Annotated in this window: 14 protein-coding genes and 1 pseudogene; 9 read left to right on the top strand and 6 right to left on the bottom strand. The window is 72.1% G+C overall.

What is annotated here, in order from left to right; genetic code table 11:
- Positions 1 to 5 precede the first annotated feature (5 nt).
- Positions 6 to 981: pseudogene (locus R0232_RS23620) on the bottom strand (LysR family transcriptional regulator).
- Between the two features lie 162 nt (positions 982 to 1,143).
- Between R0232_RS23620 and R0232_RS23615 the strand changes: the two are divergent.
- Together R0232_RS23615 and R0232_RS23610 are read left to right on the top strand one after the other, a co-directional pair.
- Complete coding sequence (locus tag R0232_RS23615; RefSeq protein WP_093341179.1) at positions 1,144 to 2,445, top strand: MFS transporter; 1,302 nt, start codon at positions 1,144 to 1,146, stop codon at positions 2,443 to 2,445.
- A 27-nt stretch (positions 2,446 to 2,472) separates the two neighbouring features.
- Entirely contained in the window at positions 2,473 to 3,495 is a 1,023-nt protein-coding gene (locus tag R0232_RS23610) for a histone deacetylase family protein (RefSeq protein ID WP_431509601.1), read from the top strand.
- Here R0232_RS23610 and cadR read toward each other — a convergent pair.
- Positions 3,492 to 3,956: a Cd(II)/Pb(II)-responsive transcriptional regulator gene (gene cadR / locus R0232_RS23605; RefSeq protein ID WP_093339498.1), complete on the bottom strand. Its 465-nt coding sequence runs from the start codon at positions 3,954 to 3,956 to the stop codon at positions 3,492 to 3,494. The genes R0232_RS23610 and cadR overlap by 4 nt on opposite strands.
- 118 nt (positions 3,957 to 4,074) lie before the next feature.
- On the opposite strand from cadR, the gene R0232_RS23600 reads away from it, so the two are divergent.
- On the top strand, positions 4,075 to 6,423 hold the full coding sequence (locus R0232_RS23600; RefSeq protein WP_431509600.1) for a heavy metal translocating P-type ATPase: 2,349 nt from the start codon (positions 4,075 to 4,077) through the stop codon (positions 6,421 to 6,423).
- A 1-nt stretch (position 6,424) separates the two neighbouring features.
- Here the strand turns inward: R0232_RS23600 and R0232_RS23595 are convergent, their stop codons facing one another.
- Complete coding sequence (locus R0232_RS23595; RefSeq protein ID WP_431509599.1) at positions 6,425 to 6,988, bottom strand: carboxymuconolactone decarboxylase family protein; 564 nt, start codon at positions 6,986 to 6,988, stop codon at positions 6,425 to 6,427.
- Between the two features lie 112 nt (positions 6,989 to 7,100).
- Between R0232_RS23595 and R0232_RS23590 the strand changes: the two genes are divergently transcribed.
- The 6 genes from R0232_RS23590 to R0232_RS23565 all read left to right on the top strand — a co-directional run bounded on the left by R0232_RS23590 (position 7,101) and on the right by R0232_RS23565 (position 13,735).
- Positions 7,101 to 7,418 (top strand): winged helix-turn-helix transcriptional regulator, encoded by a 318-nt coding sequence (locus R0232_RS23590; protein ID WP_208508752.1) that lies wholly within the window; start codon positions 7,101 to 7,103, stop codon positions 7,416 to 7,418.
- 46 nt (positions 7,419 to 7,464) lie between these two features.
- Entirely contained in the window at positions 7,465 to 9,312 is a 1,848-nt protein-coding gene (locus tag R0232_RS23585) for an ATP-binding response regulator (protein ID WP_431509598.1), read from the top strand.
- 9 nt (positions 9,313 to 9,321) lie between these two features.
- Positions 9,322 to 10,572, top strand: coding sequence for a cation:proton antiporter (locus R0232_RS23580; protein ID WP_398492109.1), 1,251 nt, complete (start codon positions 9,322 to 9,324; stop codon positions 10,570 to 10,572).
- A 288-nt stretch (positions 10,573 to 10,860) separates the two neighbouring features.
- Complete coding sequence (locus R0232_RS23575; protein WP_431509597.1) at positions 10,861 to 11,697, top strand: MipA/OmpV family protein; 837 nt, start codon at positions 10,861 to 10,863, stop codon at positions 11,695 to 11,697.
- A 15-nt stretch (positions 11,698 to 11,712) separates the two neighbouring features.
- Complete coding sequence (locus R0232_RS23570; protein ID WP_431509596.1) at positions 11,713 to 12,390, top strand: response regulator transcription factor; 678 nt, start codon at positions 11,713 to 11,715, stop codon at positions 12,388 to 12,390.
- Complete coding sequence (locus R0232_RS23565; protein ID WP_431509595.1) at positions 12,380 to 13,735, top strand: HAMP domain-containing sensor histidine kinase; 1,356 nt, start codon at positions 12,380 to 12,382, stop codon at positions 13,733 to 13,735. Before R0232_RS23570 ends, R0232_RS23565 begins: the two co-directional genes overlap by 11 nt.
- A 6-nt stretch (positions 13,736 to 13,741) precedes the next feature.
- On the opposite strand, the gene R0232_RS23560 is transcribed toward R0232_RS23565, so the two are convergent.
- The 3 genes from R0232_RS23560 to R0232_RS23550 all read right to left on the bottom strand — a co-directional run bounded on the left by R0232_RS23560 (position 13,742) and on the right by R0232_RS23550 (position 17,203).
- Positions 13,742 to 14,683 (bottom strand): lipase secretion chaperone, encoded by a 942-nt coding sequence (locus tag R0232_RS23560; protein ID WP_431509594.1) that lies wholly within the window; start codon positions 14,681 to 14,683, stop codon positions 13,742 to 13,744.
- Positions 14,680 to 15,636 carry an esterase/lipase family protein gene (locus R0232_RS23555; RefSeq protein WP_431509593.1) on the bottom strand — a complete coding sequence of 319 codons (957 nt, stop codon included), beginning with the start codon at positions 15,634 to 15,636 and terminating at the stop codon, positions 14,680 to 14,682. Before R0232_RS23555 ends, R0232_RS23560 begins: the two co-directional genes overlap by 4 nt.
- Before the next feature lie 217 nt (positions 15,637 to 15,853).
- The gene (locus tag R0232_RS23550; RefSeq protein WP_431509592.1) at positions 15,854 to 17,203 is read right to left on the bottom strand and encodes a heavy metal sensor histidine kinase; all 1,350 of its coding nucleotides are present in this window, start codon (positions 17,201 to 17,203) and stop codon (positions 15,854 to 15,856) included.
- Between the last annotated feature and the right edge of the window lie 10 nt (positions 17,204 to 17,213).

Raw genomic sequence — 17,213 nt, 5'->3', positions numbered from 1 at the left:
GGCCTTCAGCCCGGCACCATGCTCAGCCGCTCGGTCAGCGAGTAGCGCTGCATCGTGCGCTCCATGGCCTCGAGGAAGGCCTGCTCCGCGGCGTTCATCTTGCGTGCGCGCAGCCACATCAGCTGGATGTCGACGTCGGTCACGCCCTCGTCGGGCGGCAGGCGCCACAGGCGCTGCTGCGCCAGGTCCTCGCGCACGATGTGCTCGGGCAGGCAGCCGATGCCGAAGCCCGCGAAGATCATGCGCCGCACCTCGTCCAGGCTCGACGAGGCGGCCACGATGCGGCCCGTGAAGCCGCGCGTGTCGCGGAACACCGTGAGCGGCGAGAGGCTGTCGCCGAGCTGGTCGCTGGTGAAGGAGACGAAGTTCTCGGCCAGCAGGTCGTTCGTCGTCAGCCCGTGGCGGCCGAACAGCCGGTGGTGGCGGCCGCAGAAGATCGCATAGCGCTGGCGCATGAAGCAGCGCAGGTCCAGCCGCTCGTCGGGCGCGCGGCACAGCCCCAGGCCGACGGTCGCGGTCTTCTGCAGCAGCGAGGAGATGATGTCCGAGGAGCGCATGACCTCGATCTGCAGCTCGATGCGCGGATAGGTCTGGTGGAAGTCGGCCAGGAACTGGTCGTAGACGGCCGACTGCATGCGGCTGAGCGACAGCAGCCGCACCGAGCCCGCGACCTCGTCGCGCCGCTCGTCGAGCTCGCTCTCCAGCCGCGACACGTGGCCGTAGATGTCGCTCGCGATGCGGAACACCTCCTCGCCCGCGCGCGTGGGCTCGAAGCGCGCGCCGTGGCGCTGGATCAGGCGGCAATCCAGCGACTCCCTCGAGCCGCTTGAGCGCCTGGCTCACCGCGGGCTGCGTGACGTGCAGGCGCGCGGCGGCCCGGCTCACGCCGCGCTCCTGCACGATCACGAGGAAGGTGCGCAGCAGGTTCCAGTCGAGCCGGTCGTTGAGGAAGCGGGCCTTGTCGAGGTTGGGCGAGGTCATGGGCGGTGGTTCTCCGCCTTCAAGATTAGCTCAACTTATGTAAAAAATAAAAAACAGAAATTTGACTGATATTTGGGCGCTGACGATAGTCCGGGCTCGCCTGCGGCCTTCGCCGCGGCACCCGGAGGAGACACCTTGAACACAGCCAACCCGGCGGCCTCGATGCCGTCCGCCGCCCCGGTCCGCCAACCCGCCCGCGCGGCGGCCGCGGCCTTCGTCGGAACCATGATCGAGTGGTACGACTTCTACATCTACGCCACGGCCGCCGCGCTGGTCTTCGGCGCGCTGTACTTCCCCTCGCAGGACCCGTTCCTGAGCACGATGGCCTCGTTCGGCACCTTCGCCGTCGGCTTCTTCGCGCGGCCGCTGGGCGCGGTGGTGTTCGGCCACATCGGCGACCGGATCGGCCGCAAGAAGGCGCTGATGGCCACCATCGTGATGATGGGCATCGCCACCGTCTGCATCGGCCTGCTGCCCACCTACGGCCAGATCGGCGTGCTGGCGCCGGTGCTGCTGATCGTGCTGCGCGTCGTGCAGGGCATCGCGGTCGGCGGCGAATGGGGCGGGGCGGTGCTGATGGCCGGCGAACACGCGCCCAAGGGCCGCCGCACCTTCTTCGCGTCGTTCGCGCAGCTCGGCAGCCCGGCCGGGCTGATCCTGTCGCTGGTCGCGTTCCGCCTGGTCTCGACCATGGACCCGGCCGACTTCCTCTCGTGGGGCTGGCGCCTGCCGTTCCTGGCCAGCGCCGTGCTGCTGCTGGTGGGCGCCTGCATCCGCCTCGGCGTGCACGAGTCGCCCGAGTTCGAGCAGGAGAAGCGCTCGCGGCTCACGGTGAAGCTGCCGATCGCCGAGGTGTTCCGGTCCTCGGGGCTGCTGGTGGCGCTGTGCATCGGCGCCAACACGCTCGGCGTGGCCGGCGTGTACTTCACCAACACCTTCATGATCGCCTACACGACCACCTACCTGGGCGTGACGAAGTCGGTGATCCTCGACTGCCTGTTCCTGGTCGCGATCATCCAGTTCGTGGCGCAGCCGCTGGCCGCGCTGCTGGCCGAGAAGATCGGCGGCGCGCGCTTCCTCAAGCTCAGCGCCTTCCTCGCGATGCTCTCGCCCTACCCGATGTTCCTGCTGGTGCAGGGCGCCAGCGTGCCGTCGATGGTGCTGGGCATCGCGCTCGCGGTGGTCTGCCTGTCGAGCTTCTATTCGGTGATCGCGGGCTTCGTGAGCGGCGTGTTCCCGACGCGCGTGCGCTACTCGGCGATCTCGATCGGCTACCACGTCTGCGGCGCGATCGCGGGCGGCCTGACGCCGCTGGTGGGCACCTACCTGGCGCACCGCTTCGTCGGCCAGTGGTGGCCGCTGGCCGTCTTCTTCACGGGCCTGGCCGGCGTGTCGCTGCTCTGCGTGATGGCGCTCGACGCGCTCAAGCACCGCCGCGCCGATGCCGGCGCGCCCGAGCACTGATCCTGCAACGACACCGATCCGATTCCGATGCTGACCTATTTCCATCCCGAGCAACTGAAGCACCATCCGCAGAGCTACCTCTCGCGCGGCCGCATGCGCACGCCGCAGGAGGTGCCCGAGCGCGCGCTGCGGCTGCTGCGCGCCGCGCGCGCGCTGGGCTTCGAGGTGCGCGAGCCCGCCGACCACGGCGCCGCGCCGCTCGCGGCCGTGCACGGCATGAACTACCTGCGCTTCCTCGAGGAGGCCCATGCCGAGTGGCGCGCCGCGGGCCCCGACTGGGGCGACGAGGTGATGTCGAACATCTACGTGCGCGAAGGCAACGCGCTGCGCGGCGTGCTCGCGCAGGCCGCGCGCTACCTGACCGACGGCAGCTGCCCGGTGGGCGCGCAGACCTGGCGCTCGGCCTACGGGTCCGCGCAGTCGGCGCTGGCCGGCGCGCAGGCGCTGCTGGCGGGCGAACGCGAGGCCTATGCGCTGTGCCGTCCGCCCGGCCACCATGCGCGCGCCGAGGGCGCCGGCGGCTTCTGCTACCTGAACAACGCGGCCATCGCGGCGCAGGCGCTGCGCGCGCAGCATGCGCGCGTGGCGGTGCTCGACACCGACATGCACCACGGCCAGGGCGTGCAGGAGATCTTCTACGAGCGCGCCGACGTGCTGTACGTCTCGATCCATGGCGACCCGACCAACTTCTACCCGGTGGTCGCGGGCCACGAGGACGAGTGCGGCGCCGGTGCCGGCCTGGGCTTCAACCTCAACCTGCCGATGCCCCATGGCGCCAGCGAGGCGCTGTTCTTCGACCGGCTCGACGCGGCGGCCCGCGCGCTGCGGCGCTACCAGCCCGATGCGCTGGTGCTGGCGCTGGGCTTCGACATCTACCACGAGGACCCGCAGTCGCGCGTCGCGGTGACCACGCCGGGCTTCGCCCGCCTCGGCGAGGCGATCGGCGGGTTGAAGCTGCCGACCCTGATCGTGCAGGAAGGCGGCTACCACCTCGACAGCCTCGAACGGAACGCGGCCGCGTTCTTCGGAGGCTTCGCGCGCGAGCGCTAGCGCCGCGCGGGCGCGTGCAGCGCGCCGTGCACGTGGCCCGCGTGCTGGCCGAAGCCCTCGGGCTCGAGCGCGACCGCGTCGAGCTCCTGGATGATCCCGCAGGGCTGGGCCGAATCGGCGCCGCCGCATTGCTGGCGCAGCGCCTTCAACTGCTTCTCGAGCGTGCGCAGCTCGGCGATGCGTGCCGCCACGTGGCCGATGTGGTCGTCGAGCAGCTGGTTGACCTCGCCGCAGTCCTCCTGCGGCGCATCGCGGAATTTCAGCAGGCTGCGGATCTCGTCGAGCGTCATGTCGAGCGAGCGGCAGCGGCGCACGAAGCCCAGGCGCTGCGCATGGTCCTCGCCGTAGATGCGGTAGTTGCCCTCGGTGCGCGCGGGCGCGGGCAGCAGGCCTTCGCGCTCGTAGTAGCGGATGGTCTCGACGGGCGTGTTCGCGGCCTTGGCCAGATCACCGATTTTCATGATGCGGCAGATGGAAGGCTGGCGGGCGGGGCGGGCCGTGGTGGCCGGCGAAGCCCCGCCAGCGGGTGGGGGAACTGCGTTTGACTCTACACCTGCTTCAGGGTTTTCAATCGAGCCCATGACGAACCAGAACACGCTCGACAGGGATATTCGGGGGGGCACGGCGCCCGCCGACGCGCACGGCCACGACCATGGCCACGCGCACGATCACGGCCATGCGCCCGCGGCCGCGCCGCCCGCGCACGACGCCTGCTGCAGCCACACGGGCTGCGGCTCGGCCTCGGTGTCGGCCTTCGTGTCGGCGCCGGAACCGGCCGACCTGCCCAAGGGCGCGACGCTGTTCCGCATTCCCACCATGGACTGCGCGGTCGAGGAGTCCGAGATCCGCCGCGCGCTCGAGCCCGTGGCCGGCATCGGCGCGCTGCGCTTCCGGCTCGGCGAACGCACGATGGCGATCACGGCCGACGCAGCGGCGCTGGCCGAGGCCCTGGCGGCGATCCGCAAGGCCGGCTTCAAGCCCGAGCCGGTGGCCGCGCCCGCGCCGGGCGCGGCGCGCGCCATCGAGCCCGCGGGCTGGAAGAGCGCCGGCCTCGCGCGCCTGGTCGCGGCGCTGGTGCTCGCCGTCGGCGCCGAGTCCGTCTCCTTCCTCGCGCTCGAGGGCCGGGGCTTCATGGTCTTCGAGATGGGGCTCGCGCTCGCGGCCATCGCGCTCGCGGGCCTCGATACCTACAAGAAGGGCTTCTCGGCGCTGGTGCGCGGCCGCCTCAACATCAATGCGCTGATGGCGGTGGCCGTGACCGGCGCCTTCTTCATCGGCCAGTGGCCCGAGGCCGCGATGGTGATGGCGCTCTATGCGATCGCCGAGTTGATCGAGGCACGCGCCGTGGACCGCGCGCGCAACGCGATCCAGAGCCTGCTGGCGCTGGCGCCCGAACAGGCCGAGGTGCGCCAGCCCGACGGTGGCTGGCAGACCGTGGCCGCGAGCGAGGTGCCGCTGGGCGCGGTGGTGCGCATCCGCCCCGGCGAGCGCGTGGCGCTCGACGGCGTGGTCACGGCCGGCAGCAGCGCGATCGACCAGGCGCCGGTCACGGGCGAGAGCATCCCGGTCGACAAGACCGTGGGCGACACCGTCTTCGCCGGCACCATCAACCAGACCGCGGGGCTCGAGTTCCGCGTCACCGCGGTGGCCGCCAACACCACGCTGGCGCGCATCATCCACGCGGTGGAGGAGGCGCAGGGCACGCGCGCGCCCACGCAGCGCTTCGTCGACCGCTTCGCCGCGATCTACACGCCGGCCGTGTTCGCGATCGCGCTGGCCATCGCGCTGTTCACGCCCTGGGCCATGGGCTGGACCTGGCTCGAGGCGATCTACAAGGCGCTGGTGCTGCTGGTCATCGCCTGCCCCTGCGCGCTGGTGATCTCCACGCCGGTGACGGTGGTGAGCGCGCTGGCCTCGGCCGCGCGGCGCGGCATCCTGATCAAGGGCGGCACCTACCTCGAGGAGGCGCGCAAGCTCAAGGCGGTGGCGCTCGACAAGACCGGCACCATCACCGAGGGCAAGCCCAGGCTGGTCGAGTCCGAGGTGCTCGGCGCCACGGCCGGCGGCGACGCGGCCGTGCTCGCCATCGCGGCCAGCATCGCGGGGCGTTCCGACCACCCGGTGTCCAGGGCCATCGCCGAGGGGCTGAAGTCGGTCGACCATGCGCTCGAGGAAGTGCAGGACTTCGCGGCGCTGCCCGGCCGCGGCGTGGAAGCCGTGCACGGCGGCCAACGCTACGCGCTGGCCAACCACCGACTGATCGAGGAACGCGGCCTGTGCACGCCCGCGATCGAGGCCGCGCTGAAGCGCCACGAGGAAGCCGGCCGCACGGTCACCCTGCTGGCCTCGGAGCAGGCGGTGCTCGCGCTGTTCGCGGTGGCCGACACCATCAAGCCCTCGTCGCAGGCGGCCGTGGCCGAGCTGCGCGCGCTCGGCGTGGTGCCCGTGATGCTGACCGGCGACAACGCCGCCACCGCCCGGACCATCGGCGCGCATGCCGGCATCGAGGACGTGCGCGGCAACCTGCTGCCGGAGGAGAAGCTCGATGCCGTGAAGGCGATGCAGCAGCGCTACGGCATGGCCGCCATGACCGGCGACGGCATCAACGACGCGCCCGCGCTCGCGCAGGCCGACATCGGCTTCGCGATGGGCGGCGCCGGCACCGACACCGCGATGGAGGCGGCCGACGTGGTCATCATGAACGACGACCTGCGCCGCATTCCCGAGACCATCCGGCTGTCGCGCCGCGCGCATACCGTGCTGTGGCAGAACATCACGCTGGCGCTCGGCATCAAGGGCGTGTTCTTCGTGCTCGCGGTGTTCGGCAGCGCGACCATGTGGATGGCCGTGTTCGCCGACATGGGCGCGAGCCTGCTGGTGGTGGCGAACGGGCTGCGCCTGATGCGCGCCGAGAAGAACGCCGCCTGAGCTACCAGCGCGCGCCCCAGCGCTCGAGCGGCACGCGCGCCGCGTTGCAGACGTAGCTCACCGCGTGGTACCAGCCCGCGAGCATCATCAGCTCGAGCAGCTGCGCATGGCTCCAGTGTTCGCCGAGCGCGCGCCACAGCACGTCGTCGATGTCGCCCGTGTCGTGCAGCTGGTCCACCATGCGCAGCAGCAGCGCGTCGCGCGGCTGCAGCGCGCCCAGGTCCGCATCGCGCTCGGCGGTCGCCCGCCGCTCGGCCTCGCCGAGGCCGGCCGCGTCGGCGAAGCCGCTCCAGTGCACGCCCCATTCGTACTCGGCGCCGCAGCGCGCGCACACGCGCAGGATCACGAGCTCGCGCTCGCGCAGCGAGATCGAGGCCTTGCGGCCCAGGAAGTGGCGGCCCAGCTCGAGCGTGCGCTCGGCGAGCCGGGGATTCACGGCCATCACCCGGAACAGGCCCAGCACCTCGGGGGCCTGCGGTGGCGTCATGCGCGCGAGCAGTTCGGCGATGCCTTCGGGGTAGGGCGCCTCGAGCGGCGGGATGCGGGGCGCGGTCTCTGCAGTCATGGGAACTCCTTGCATAGAATGGCTCGAAATCGCTACGAAATCCGTAGCGATGCTCCAGTCTATCGCTACGAAATGCGTAGCGCAGTAACGCACGCGACTCGCCCGCCGAACCATGCAAGAGAACGATCCCGCCGAAGCCCCCGCGGTGCACCGCCGTCCCGTCATGCGGCTGCTCGAGCAGCTCGGCCGCAAGGGCACCCTGCGCGTGCTGTGGGAGCTGCGCGACGGCCAGCCGCAGAGCTTTCGCGCGCTGCGCACCAGCTGCGGCGAGATGTCGCCCTCGGTGCTCAACGACCGGCTGAAGGAGCTGCGCGCCACGGGGATCGTGGCGCTGGGCGACGCGGGCTATGCGCTGACCGAGTCGGGCGCCGAGCTGGTACGGCGGCTGAAGCCGCTCAACCAGTGGGCCGACCGCTGGTTCGTCCCATGACTTAGGGCACTTCCGAGCGCCGGGGGCGGTCCCCAGAATCGTCCCGATGACCAGCGCCGCAGCCCGCGACCCGAACGGCGAGCCCCTCGACCGTGCCCTCGCGCAGCGCGTGCTGCGCGAGCACCTGGCGTCGTTCTATGCCTCGCGCAACGTCTCGGTCGCCACCCACATCGGCTTCGCGATCGCGCTCGGCGTCGCGACCTTCGAGCGCAGCTCGGTCCTCGCGCTGCTGTGGCTGGGTCTGGTGGTCATCATCGACCTCGCGGTGCTGCTGGCGCCGCGCTGGCATGCCGGCATCCCCGATGCCATGAGCGCGACCTGGGCGCGTCGCTATGCCGCGCAGGTCACGCTGCTGAGCCTCGTCGCGGCGCCGGTGCCGGCCTTCTTCATGGCGCGCGACGACCTGGTGACGACCACGCTGCTGGTGGTGGTCATCATGAGCGGCTGGACCCGCTCGATGCAGTCGCTGTGCTCGCTCAAGCCCGCCTTGTTCGGCTACGGCATCCCGATGATGGCGGGGCTGGTGCTCGCGCTGGCCTGGCAGGGCGACGGCGTGCACCTGTTCCTCGCGGTCTTCGGCGCGGTGCACCTGGTGCTCACCTTGCGCATCGCGACGCGCCAGCACCGCGTGCTCGACGAGGCGCTGCGGCTGCGCTTTCGCAACGAGGTGCTGGCCGCGCGCCTGGGCGAGCAGGTGGTGGCCACCGAGCGCGCGAGCCAGGAGAAGAGCCGCTTCCTCGGCACCGCCAGCCACGACCTGCGCCAGCCGCTGCATGCCATCGCGCTGTTCGGCGCCGCGCTCGAGAACGAGCTGCGCAACCGCCCCGAGGGCCGCAACGCCGAGCGGCTGATGCGCGCGGTGCATGCGCTGGGCCATTCGCTCGACACCATGCTCGACGTCTCGCGGCTCGATGCCGGCGTGGTCGCGCCGGCACTCGACGCGGTGCCGCTCGATGCGCTGTTCCTGCCGCTCAACCACACCTTCTCGGCCCAGGCCGAGCAGCGCCAGCTGCAGCTGCGCGTGCGCGCCAGCGGCCTGTGGGTGCGCAGCGATCCGCAGCTGCTGCACCGCATGCTGTCGAACCTGATGGACAACGCGCTCAAGTACACCTGGCGCGGCGGGGTGACGGTGATCGCGCGCGACCGCGGCGAGGTGGTGTGGATCGAGGTGCGCGACACCGGCATCGGCATCGCGCCCGAGCAGTCGGGCCGGATCTTCGAGGAGTTCTACCAGATCGACAACCCGGGCCGCGACCGCTCGCGCGGGCTCGGCATCGGGCTGGCGATCGTGCAGCGTCTGTCGCGCCTGCTCGGTCATCCGGTGCAGGTGCATTCGCGCCTGGGCCGCGGCACGCACGTGCGCGTGGTGGTGCCCGCCGCGCCGGCGCGCGACGAGGCCTGCGCGCCCGCCGCCGCGGCCGCGCCGCCGTGGCGCCAGTCCTTCACGCCCGGGCCTTCGTTCGGGCCGCGCGCGCCGATGCCGCGCATGGAACCGATGCCGCGCCGCGTGCTGCTGGTCGACGACGAGGCCGACATCCGCGATGCCATGACCGGCCTGTTGCGCCAGCACGCGATCGACCTGCACGCGGTGGCCGACGAGGCCGCCGCCGCGCAGGCGCTGGCGCGGGCCGGCGCCGAGGGCCGGCCCTACGACCTGCTGCTGTGCGACTACCGGCTGGCCGATGGCTCCGATGGCCTCGATGCCGGGCTGCGCCTGCGCCGGAGCCAGGGCGGACGGCTGCCGCTGCTGCTGGTGACCGGCGAGACCGCGCCGCCGCGGCTGCAGCGCGTGCGCGAGTCGGGCGTGCCGGTGCTGTTCAAGCCGGTGGTCGAGGAGTCGCTGCTGCGCGCCATGGCCGCGCTGTGGACCGAGGCCGAGCGCGGCGGGACTTAACATCCGGCCATGTCCGCCACGACGCTGCTGCTGCAACTGATCGTCATCCTCGGCACGGCCCGCGTCTGCGGATGGGTGCTGCGCCACCTCGGCCAACCGGGCGTGGTCGGCGAGATGGCCGCCGGCCTGATGCTGGGGCCGGCCGTCATGGGCGCGCTGTTCCCCTCGCTGCATGGCCAGATCTTCGCGAAGGAGTCGCTGGGCGGCCTGTCGGCGCTCGCCACCGTGGGCCTGGTGCTGTTCATGTTCGTGGTCGGCCTCGAGCTGCGCGCCTCGCAGGGCGTGAAGGCGCAGCTCAAGTCGGCCGGCTGGGTCGGCATCGCCAGCGTGATCGCGCCGCTGGGCCTGGGGCTGGCGATCGCGCCCGCGCTGCATCCTTCGCTGGCACCGGCCGGCGTGGGCTTCTGGCCCTTCGCGCTGTTCATCGCGGCGGCGCTGTCGATCACCGCATTCCCCGTGATGGCGCGCATCCTCAAGGACCGCGGCCTGACGCGCACCCCCTTCGGTCAGCTCTCGCTGGGTGCGGCCGCGGTGGTCGACGTCTTCGCCTGGGTGCTGCTGGCCTTCGTGGTGGCGCTGGCCGGCGCGGGCGAGGGCTACCTCGGGCTGCTGCGCACCGGCGGCGGCGCGGTGGCGCTGTTCGCCTTCCTGTTCCTCGGCCTGAAGCCGGCCTATGCCTGGCTGCTGCGCACCCGCGCGCCCGACGGTGAACCGTCGACCACGGTGCTGGCCTCGCTGATGATCGGCCTGCTGGTCTCGGCCCTGCTCACCGAATGGCTGCACCTGCATGCGGTGTTCGGCGCCTTCCTGTTCGGTGCCTGCCTGCCGCGCGACGACCGCCTGCTGCGCTCGCTGCAGGAGCGCATCGAGCCGCTGTCGATCGTGCTGCTGATGCCGCTGTTCTTCGCGCTCGCGGGGCTGGGCACCACGGCCAGCGCCTTCTCGGGCGCGGGCATCGGCGCGCTGCTGCTGATCGTCGCGGTCGCCAGCATCGGCAAGCTGGCCGGCGGCGCGATCGGCGCGCGCCTGGCCGGCTACGGCTGGCGCGACAGCCTGGCGACCGGCGCGCTGATGAACGCGCGCGGGCTGATGGAGCTGATCGTCATCAAGATCGGCCTCGACGTCGGCCTGATCGGCCCCGAGCTCTTCACCATGCTGCTGGTGATGGCGCTGGCGACCACGGCGATGACGGGGCCGCTGATCAACCTCGTGATGGGGCGCAAGGCGCGCGCGGCCGAGGCGGCGCGCGTGGAGTCCTAGGCGCAGGCGGAGGCGCCGGTGCGGCCGGCGGCACGCGCGCCGGTGCCTTGCGCGCGGACCAGGGCGAGGGCACCCAGGGCGCGGGCATCAGCGCGGCGTGCTGCATCGCGCAGCAGGAAGTCGGGTCGAGAAACGCATGGGCATGGGCGGCTCCGGTTCGAAAGAGGCGCGCATCCTCGGCCCGCCCGTCTTTCCGCGGGCTTACCGTACGGACGCGGGCCGGTAAGACCGCGGTAAGACTGCCCCATCGAGCATCCGGGCTTCCCTGACAACCCGATTGGCTTCGCCATGCCGCGTGCTTCCTCGCTCTCTTCCTTCTCCCGTTGCCTGCCCGTGCTCGCGGGCCTGTCGCTGACCCCGTGGGCCGCGCCCGCCTGGGCACAGGACACGGCCCTCGAACAGCCGCTCGCCGAGCCTTCCGCCGCCGCGTCCGATGACCGCGCCCGCTGGGGCCTGGGCATCGCGGCCGGCGTCAGGCAGCAGCCCTACACCGACGCCGGCAACAAGTCGCAGGGCCTGCCGCTGGTCTACTTCGAGAACCGCCATGTGCGCGTGTTCGGCACCGGCGCGGAACTCAAGCTGCCGGCGCTCGAACTGGGCGGCCGTTCCTCGCTGTCCTTCGGCCTGCGCGCCCGCTACGGCCTGGGCGGCTACAAGCCCGACGATGCGCCCGTGCTCTCGGGCATGGAAGAGCGCAAGGGCAGCATCTGGCTCGGCGCCGGCCTCGTCTGGCGCAACGAGCTGGCCGACGTCTCGCTCGAATGGCTTGGCGATGCCTCGGGCAAGAGCAAGGGCCAGCACCTGCGCCTGGGCGTGCAGCGCGACTTCCGCGCCGGTCGCTTCACCTTCACGCCGCGCCTCGAGGCCGTGTGGGTCGACGACAAGTACGTCGACTACTACTACGGCGTGCGCGCGCAGGAGGTCCGCATCGGGCGTCCGCTCTACCTGGGCCGCTCGAGCGTCAACACCGAGATCGGCCTGCGCGTGGGCTATGCGATCGACCGCCACCAGTCGGTGTTCCTCGACGTCGGCTCCACCCAGCTGGGCAAGCAGATCAAGAACAGCCCGCTGGTGAATCGCTCGAGCCTGGGTTCGGCGTCGGCCGGCTACCTCTACCGTTTCTGAGGCATCCTCGGGCGCATGAACCGGATCGCGCTGATCGAAGACCACGAACGCATGGCCGCGCTGGTCTGCAAGGCGCTGTCGGGCGCGGGCATCGAGGCCGATGTCTTCGGCCGCATCGACAGCGCCGCGCATGCATTGCGCCACACCGCCTATGCGGCGCTGGTGGTCGACCGCGGCCTGCCCGACGGCGACGGCCTGGAGCTGGTGCGCCGGCTGCGCGCGGCCGGCACGCGCACGCCGTGCCTGATGCTGACCTCGCGCGATGCTCTGCACGACCGCGTCGATGGCCTCGAGTCCGGCGCCGACGACTACCTGGCCAAGCCCTTCTCGATGGAGGAGCTGGTGGCGCGCGTGCGCGCGCTGCTGCGCCGGCCGGTGCAACTGCAGAGCCTGTCGCCGGCCCATGGCGACATCCGGATCCAGCCCGACAGCGGCACGCTGGCCTGCGGCCCCGAGGCGGTCACGCTGGCGCCGGCCGAGCTGCAGATCATGCTGTGCCTGGTGCGCGCCGGTGGGCAGACCGTGCGGCGCGGCGCGCTCGAGTCGGCCGCCTGGGGCCTGTCGGAAGCGGTCACGCCCAATGCGCTCGACGTGGCCCTGCACCGGCTGCGCAGGAAGCTGCAGGCCGTGGACTCGAGCTTGCAGATCGCCAACGTGAGAGGCCACGGCTATGCGCTTCGCGATGCCGCGTAGCCTCGGCACGCGCCTGCTGGTCACCTACGTGGCGGGCGTGCTCGTGTGCATCGTGCTGATCGCCGCGGGCGGTGCCGTGGCGTTCGCGCTGCGCGGCCAGGTGTTCAACGAGAGCATCGCCAACCATGCGCGCCTGATCGCTCGCGCGCTGCGCTTCGACGCGGCCGGGCAGCCGGTGGGCCTGGACGAATCCCGCCTCACGATGTGGCTCTATGCGGGCCTGGGCCGCGAGACCTCGGTGCGCGTGCTCGACGCGGCGGGCCGGGTCGTGCTGCCCGTGGGGCAGGGCCTGGCGGCGCTGCGCGCGGACAACGGCAGCTTCGAGCCGGAAGGCCGCTCCTTCGACGCGGTGGCGGACGGCCTGCCGATGCGGGTCGCGACCGAGGCCATCGAGCATGGCGGCCGGCGCTGGTACGTGCAGGTGGCGATCAGCCGGCGCTTCATCGAGGTCATGGAGCGCGCCGTCGGCCTGCCGGCGCTGGGGCAGGGCATGCTGTTCGCGAGCCTGGCCTCGGTGCTGGTGTTCGCCGTCGCCATGTACTTCACGCTCGGCCGCATGTTGCGGCCGCTGCGCGCGGCATCCGACAGCGCCGCCTGCATCACGCCGCGCACGCTCGATGCGCGGCTCGAGGTGCGCGGGCTGCCGTCCGAGATGCTGCCGCTGATCGAGGCCTTCAACCGCGCGCTCGACCGGCTCGAGCGCGGCTATGTCGCGCAGCAGGACTTCCTCGGCACGGTGGCGCACGAGCTCAAGACCCCGCTGGCGCTGATCCGCGCCCAGATCGAGCTGCATGGCGCGGGCGATGCCGGCCTCGATCGCGAGGCCCTGCTGCGCGACGTCGACCAGATGGCCCGCCACGTGAACCAGCTGCTGCATTTGGCCGAGGCCACCGAGCTGCGCAACTACGAGATCGGCCTCGTGCACCTGGCCGCGCTGGTCGACGAGGTGGGCGACTACCTGGCCCGGCTGGCCGAGCGGCGCCGGGTGCGGCTCGACCTGCGCGTGGCCTCCGAGTCGCTCGGCTGGCGCGCCGACCGCGGCGCGCTGTTCACGCTGCTGAAGAACCTGCTCGAGAACGCGATCCAGCATTCGCCGCCGAACGCGACGGTGCGGCTGGTGGCCGATGAGCAGCGAATCTCGGTGCGCGACCAGGGGCCCGGGCTGAGCGCCACCGAGCTGCCGAAAGTCTTCGAGCGCTTCTGGCGCGGCGCCGGACGGCGCGACGAAGGCTCGGGCCTGGGGCTCGCGATCTGCCAGGAGATCGCGCTCGCGCATGGCTGGCAGCTGACGGTGCGCAGCGCGGCGCCGGGCGCCGAGTTCGTGGTCGCGCGCGAAGCCTCCTAGCGGGTCCTAGCGCGGCGTCATCGACGGCGCCGCGGCCGCCGCCTGCGCGCGCAACTGCAGCGCCGCTTCCAGCCGCATCCGTTCCTCGGGCGTGAAGAGCTGCTGCTTCATCTGTTCGAGCGACTGCGCGTCGGCCTTGGCCGATTGCAACGCCGCGTACTGCGCGAGCCGCCCCTGCCAGTCGCGTTCCTCGCGGTCGAGCTGGGCGAGCTGCTGCGCGGCCGGCGCGCCGTACTGCGCGCTGCGCTCGGCGAAGCGTTCCTGGTCGCTGGCGCCGCGCGCCTCGAGCGCCGCGGTCTGCGAGGCCACCTGGAGCTGGGCCACGGTCCCGGCGCGCTGGGCGCGCTGCGTCTCGCCGAGGCTGCGCTCGTTGTCCTCGAGCGCGGCCTGGCGCTGCGCGGGCGTGAGGGCGGTGTTGCGCTCGATCTCGAGCCGCGCGAGGCTGTAGCGGTCGAAGTCGTCGTCGGCACCGAACAGCGCCTGGTATTCGTCGGGCATGAAGTGCCGTTCGCGCACCCGGCGGCGCGCCTCGACCGTGTCGCGCAGCGCGCGCGGGTCGCCGAGGTCGGCCGGCAGCTGCAGCGCGCCGAGCGCCACGCGGTAGTCGACGTAGCGGCCCAGCAGCGCGCGGGCGCGCGCCGCCTCGTGCGGCGCGAAGTGCGCGGGCACCAGCGCCTCGACGCGGCGCTTGAGGTCCTCGGGGCTCGCGGCCTCGCCGGCCTCGAGCAAGAGCGCCTCGATGCGGTCGCGCAGGTTCGGCGTGAGGAAGCTGTCGGCGATGGCGGCGGGTGCGGTGGCCGCGGGTGCCTGCGGCAACGGCGCGGGGCCGGCCGACGCGGCCTCGCCCGTGCGCGCCTCGCTTTCCGCCGGGCCCGACGCGCCGAACCACCAGCCGCCGAGCGCCACCACCGCGGCCGCGGCCAGAACCAGGGGCCAGCGGCGCGTCACAGGCCGATCTGCTTGAGGCGGGTGGCGTGCTGGCGGTACAGCGCGACCGGATCGGGTGCGAGCCAGTCGCGCACGCCGAGCAGCTGGTTCACCTCGTCGAGGTGGTTCTGGCGGTAGTCGCCCAGGTGCTTGCCCAGGCGTGAGGAGCACACGGCCACCAGGCCGTCGTTGGTCTCGCCGAAGCTCAGGCTCAGCAGGCCGAGCGAAGCGTCGCTGGGATCGAGCAGGTTGGTCACGGGCTGCTTGCCGGTCCACGAGTAGTAGCGCACGCCGCCGACCACCTCGGCGCCGTCGCCGCAGCCCGTGGGCACGGCCTGCGGGAAGCGGCGCGTGAAGTCGGCCGAGCCGGCCGCGGTCAGCGAATCGAGCGCGGCCACCGGCATCTGCGGCAGCCCGCTGCCGCCCGAGCCGAGGTTGATGAGCGCGACGAAGGCATTCACCGCGCCGTTGAGCACCGTCTCGCTGAGCGAGCCGGCCGGCACGGTGCCGCGCAGGATGTCGGCCACGCGCGAGCCCTTGTTCGGGCCGGCCACCGAGGTGACCGAGGCCACGAGCTGCGGCGCCACGCCGGCCACGTAGCGGATGGTCGGGCCGCCATGCGAATGGCCCACCAGGTTGACCTTGGCGGCCCCGGTGATCGCCATGACGTTCTTCACCTGCGCGAGCAGCTGCTCGCCGCGCACCTCGGTGCTGTTGGCGGCCGACACCTGCGCCACGAACACGCGCGCGCCGCTGCGCTGCAGCGCCGAGGGAATGCCGTACCAGTAGTCGACGCCGAACAGCGAATCGAAACCGAACAGGCCGTGCACGAGCACGATCGGGTACTTGGTCTGCGTGGCGTTGTCCTGCGCCTGCGCGGGGGCCGCGAGGCCGAGAAGGCTCAGGGGGCCCAGCAGGGCGAAGACCGTCGGAAGCGCCAAGCGGCGCAGCAGACCACCGAAAAATCCATTCATGCTCATCTCCTTGAGTGCCGGTTAATAAAACGAACGTCCGTGCTTTTATTGAGGGCGGATTCTTGGGGGCGCGGCGCCTGCGCCGTATCGGGATAAACCCGGCTGGGCCGACGAAAGGTACGCGCAGTTCAGCGAAGGAAGCCCAAAGTTCTCGGGCGTTGCGTTCGCGATGAAGAAGAAAGGCGTCAGCGACCCGCGGCGGCCGGACGCCCGCGCATCATGGGTGCGTTGGCACCGTGAAGCCGATGCGCGTCGTGCCGTCCTGGCTGGAGGCGAACACGCGGCCGCCATGCATGCGCGCGATGGCCTCGACGATAGCCAGGCCCAGCCCATGGTGGCGGGCCGAACCGTCGCGCGCCGGGGCCGCGCGGTAGAAGCGCTCGAACAGCCGCGGCAGCACCTCGGGCGCGATGGCGGCGCCGCGGTTGACGAGCACCAGCGCGATGGCGTCGCGCTGGCTTCCCGGGCCGGTGTCGGGCCCGATCTCGATCGCGATGGCCGAGCCCGGCGCCGCGAAGCGGATGGCATTGCCCAGCAGGTTCGACAGCGCGCGGCGCACCAGCGCCGCATCGACGTCGACCCTGGCATCGCCTTCGACGCGCGCCTGCAGCCCGGCCTCCTCGAGCATGGCGTCGTGGAAGTCGATCACGTCCACCGCCTGCGCCGCCAGGCTCACGGTCGCGCGCGAGCGCGTCGCGCCGCCGCGCTCGGCCTGCGAGAGGAACAGCATGTCGGTCACGATGCCCGAGAGGCGGCCGATCTCCTCGAGGTTGGAGGCCAGCACGGCCTGCAGCTCCTCGTTGCCGCGCGGCCGGGTCAGCGCGAGCTCGGTCGAGCCGATCAGGTTGGCCAGCGGCGTGCGCAGCTCGTGCGCCACGTCGGCATTGAAGGATTCGAGCTGCACGTAGGCGCGCTGCACACGCAAAAGCAGTGCGTTGAACTGCGTGATCCAGGGCCGCAGCTCCTCGGCGAAGGCCAGCGCGTCGATCGGCTCGTTGGGCCGGTCGGGCGCCATCGCCGCGGTGCGCTCGGCCAGCGCCTTGAGCGGCCGCAGCCCGCGCCGCACCAGCCAGAAGCCGGTCAGCGAGACCAGCGCCGTGCCCAGCAGCACCGCGCCCAGCAGGGTCCAGGCCAGGCGCTCGAGCAGCCGCGCGTCGTTGGCCACGCTGATGCCGATGGAGACCGTCAGCGGCGCGGTCTGCGCGCCCGGCGCGCCCGGCGCGCGCCACGGCATCTGCCGGTCGCTGCGCACCCAGCGCCCGCCCGTGGGCGGCGTGGAGCGGAAGATGGTGTCGCCCGTGGCCGTGACGATGGAGAGGCTGAACTCGTCCTCCATCGAGAAGAAGTCCTCGAGCTTGTGCCGCAGGGTCGAGAGATCGCCGGCCTTCTCGCCCTCGGCCAGCAGGTGCTGCACCAGCTCGGCCTTGTGCGCGATCTCGGTGTCCTGCTTGGCGCCGAAGTTCCAGGCCGTGACCAGGTAGACCGCGAGGCACACCACGCTGAGGCCGAAGAAGGTCTGGGCCGCGAACCAGAGCGACAGCCGGCGGCGTATCGAGGGGGCGCGCATGCTCGCCGGA

Source organism: Variovorax sp. DAIF25 (genome assembly GCF_050711835.1).
Taxonomy (GTDB): domain Bacteria; phylum Pseudomonadota; class Gammaproteobacteria; order Burkholderiales; family Burkholderiaceae_C; genus Variovorax.
This window is presented reverse-complemented; position numbering and strand designations above follow the sequence as displayed.

Coding starts and splice junctions, on each gene's coding strand:
- R0232_RS23615 (WP_093341179.1), top strand. CDS start 1,144: ATGCCGTCCGCCGCCCCGGTCCGCCAACCCGCCCGCGCGGCGGCCGCG.
- R0232_RS23610 (WP_431509601.1), top strand. CDS start 2,473: ATGCTGACCTATTTCCATCCCGAGCAACTGAAGCACCATCCGCAGAGC.
- cadR (WP_093339498.1), bottom strand. CDS start 3,956: ATGAAAATCGGTGATCTGGCCAAGGCCGCGAACACGCCCGTCGAGACC.
- R0232_RS23600 (WP_431509600.1), top strand. CDS start 4,075: ATGACGAACCAGAACACGCTCGACAGGGATATTCGGGGGGGCACGGCG.
- R0232_RS23595 (WP_431509599.1), bottom strand. CDS start 6,988: ATGACTGCAGAGACCGCGCCCCGCATCCCGCCGCTCGAGGCGCCCTAC.
- R0232_RS23590 (WP_208508752.1), top strand. CDS start 7,101: ATGCAAGAGAACGATCCCGCCGAAGCCCCCGCGGTGCACCGCCGTCCC.
- R0232_RS23585 (WP_431509598.1), top strand. CDS start 7,465: ATGACCAGCGCCGCAGCCCGCGACCCGAACGGCGAGCCCCTCGACCGT.
- R0232_RS23580 (WP_398492109.1), top strand. CDS start 9,322: ATGTCCGCCACGACGCTGCTGCTGCAACTGATCGTCATCCTCGGCACG.
- R0232_RS23575 (WP_431509597.1), top strand. CDS start 10,861: ATGCCGCGTGCTTCCTCGCTCTCTTCCTTCTCCCGTTGCCTGCCCGTG.
- R0232_RS23570 (WP_431509596.1), top strand. CDS start 11,713: ATGAACCGGATCGCGCTGATCGAAGACCACGAACGCATGGCCGCGCTG.
- R0232_RS23565 (WP_431509595.1), top strand. CDS start 12,380: ATGCCGCGTAGCCTCGGCACGCGCCTGCTGGTCACCTACGTGGCGGGC.
- R0232_RS23555 (WP_431509593.1), bottom strand. CDS start 15,636: ATGAATGGATTTTTCGGTGGTCTGCTGCGCCGCTTGGCGCTTCCGACG.
- R0232_RS23550 (WP_431509592.1), bottom strand. CDS start 17,203: ATGCGCGCCCCCTCGATACGCCGCCGGCTGTCGCTCTGGTTCGCGGCC.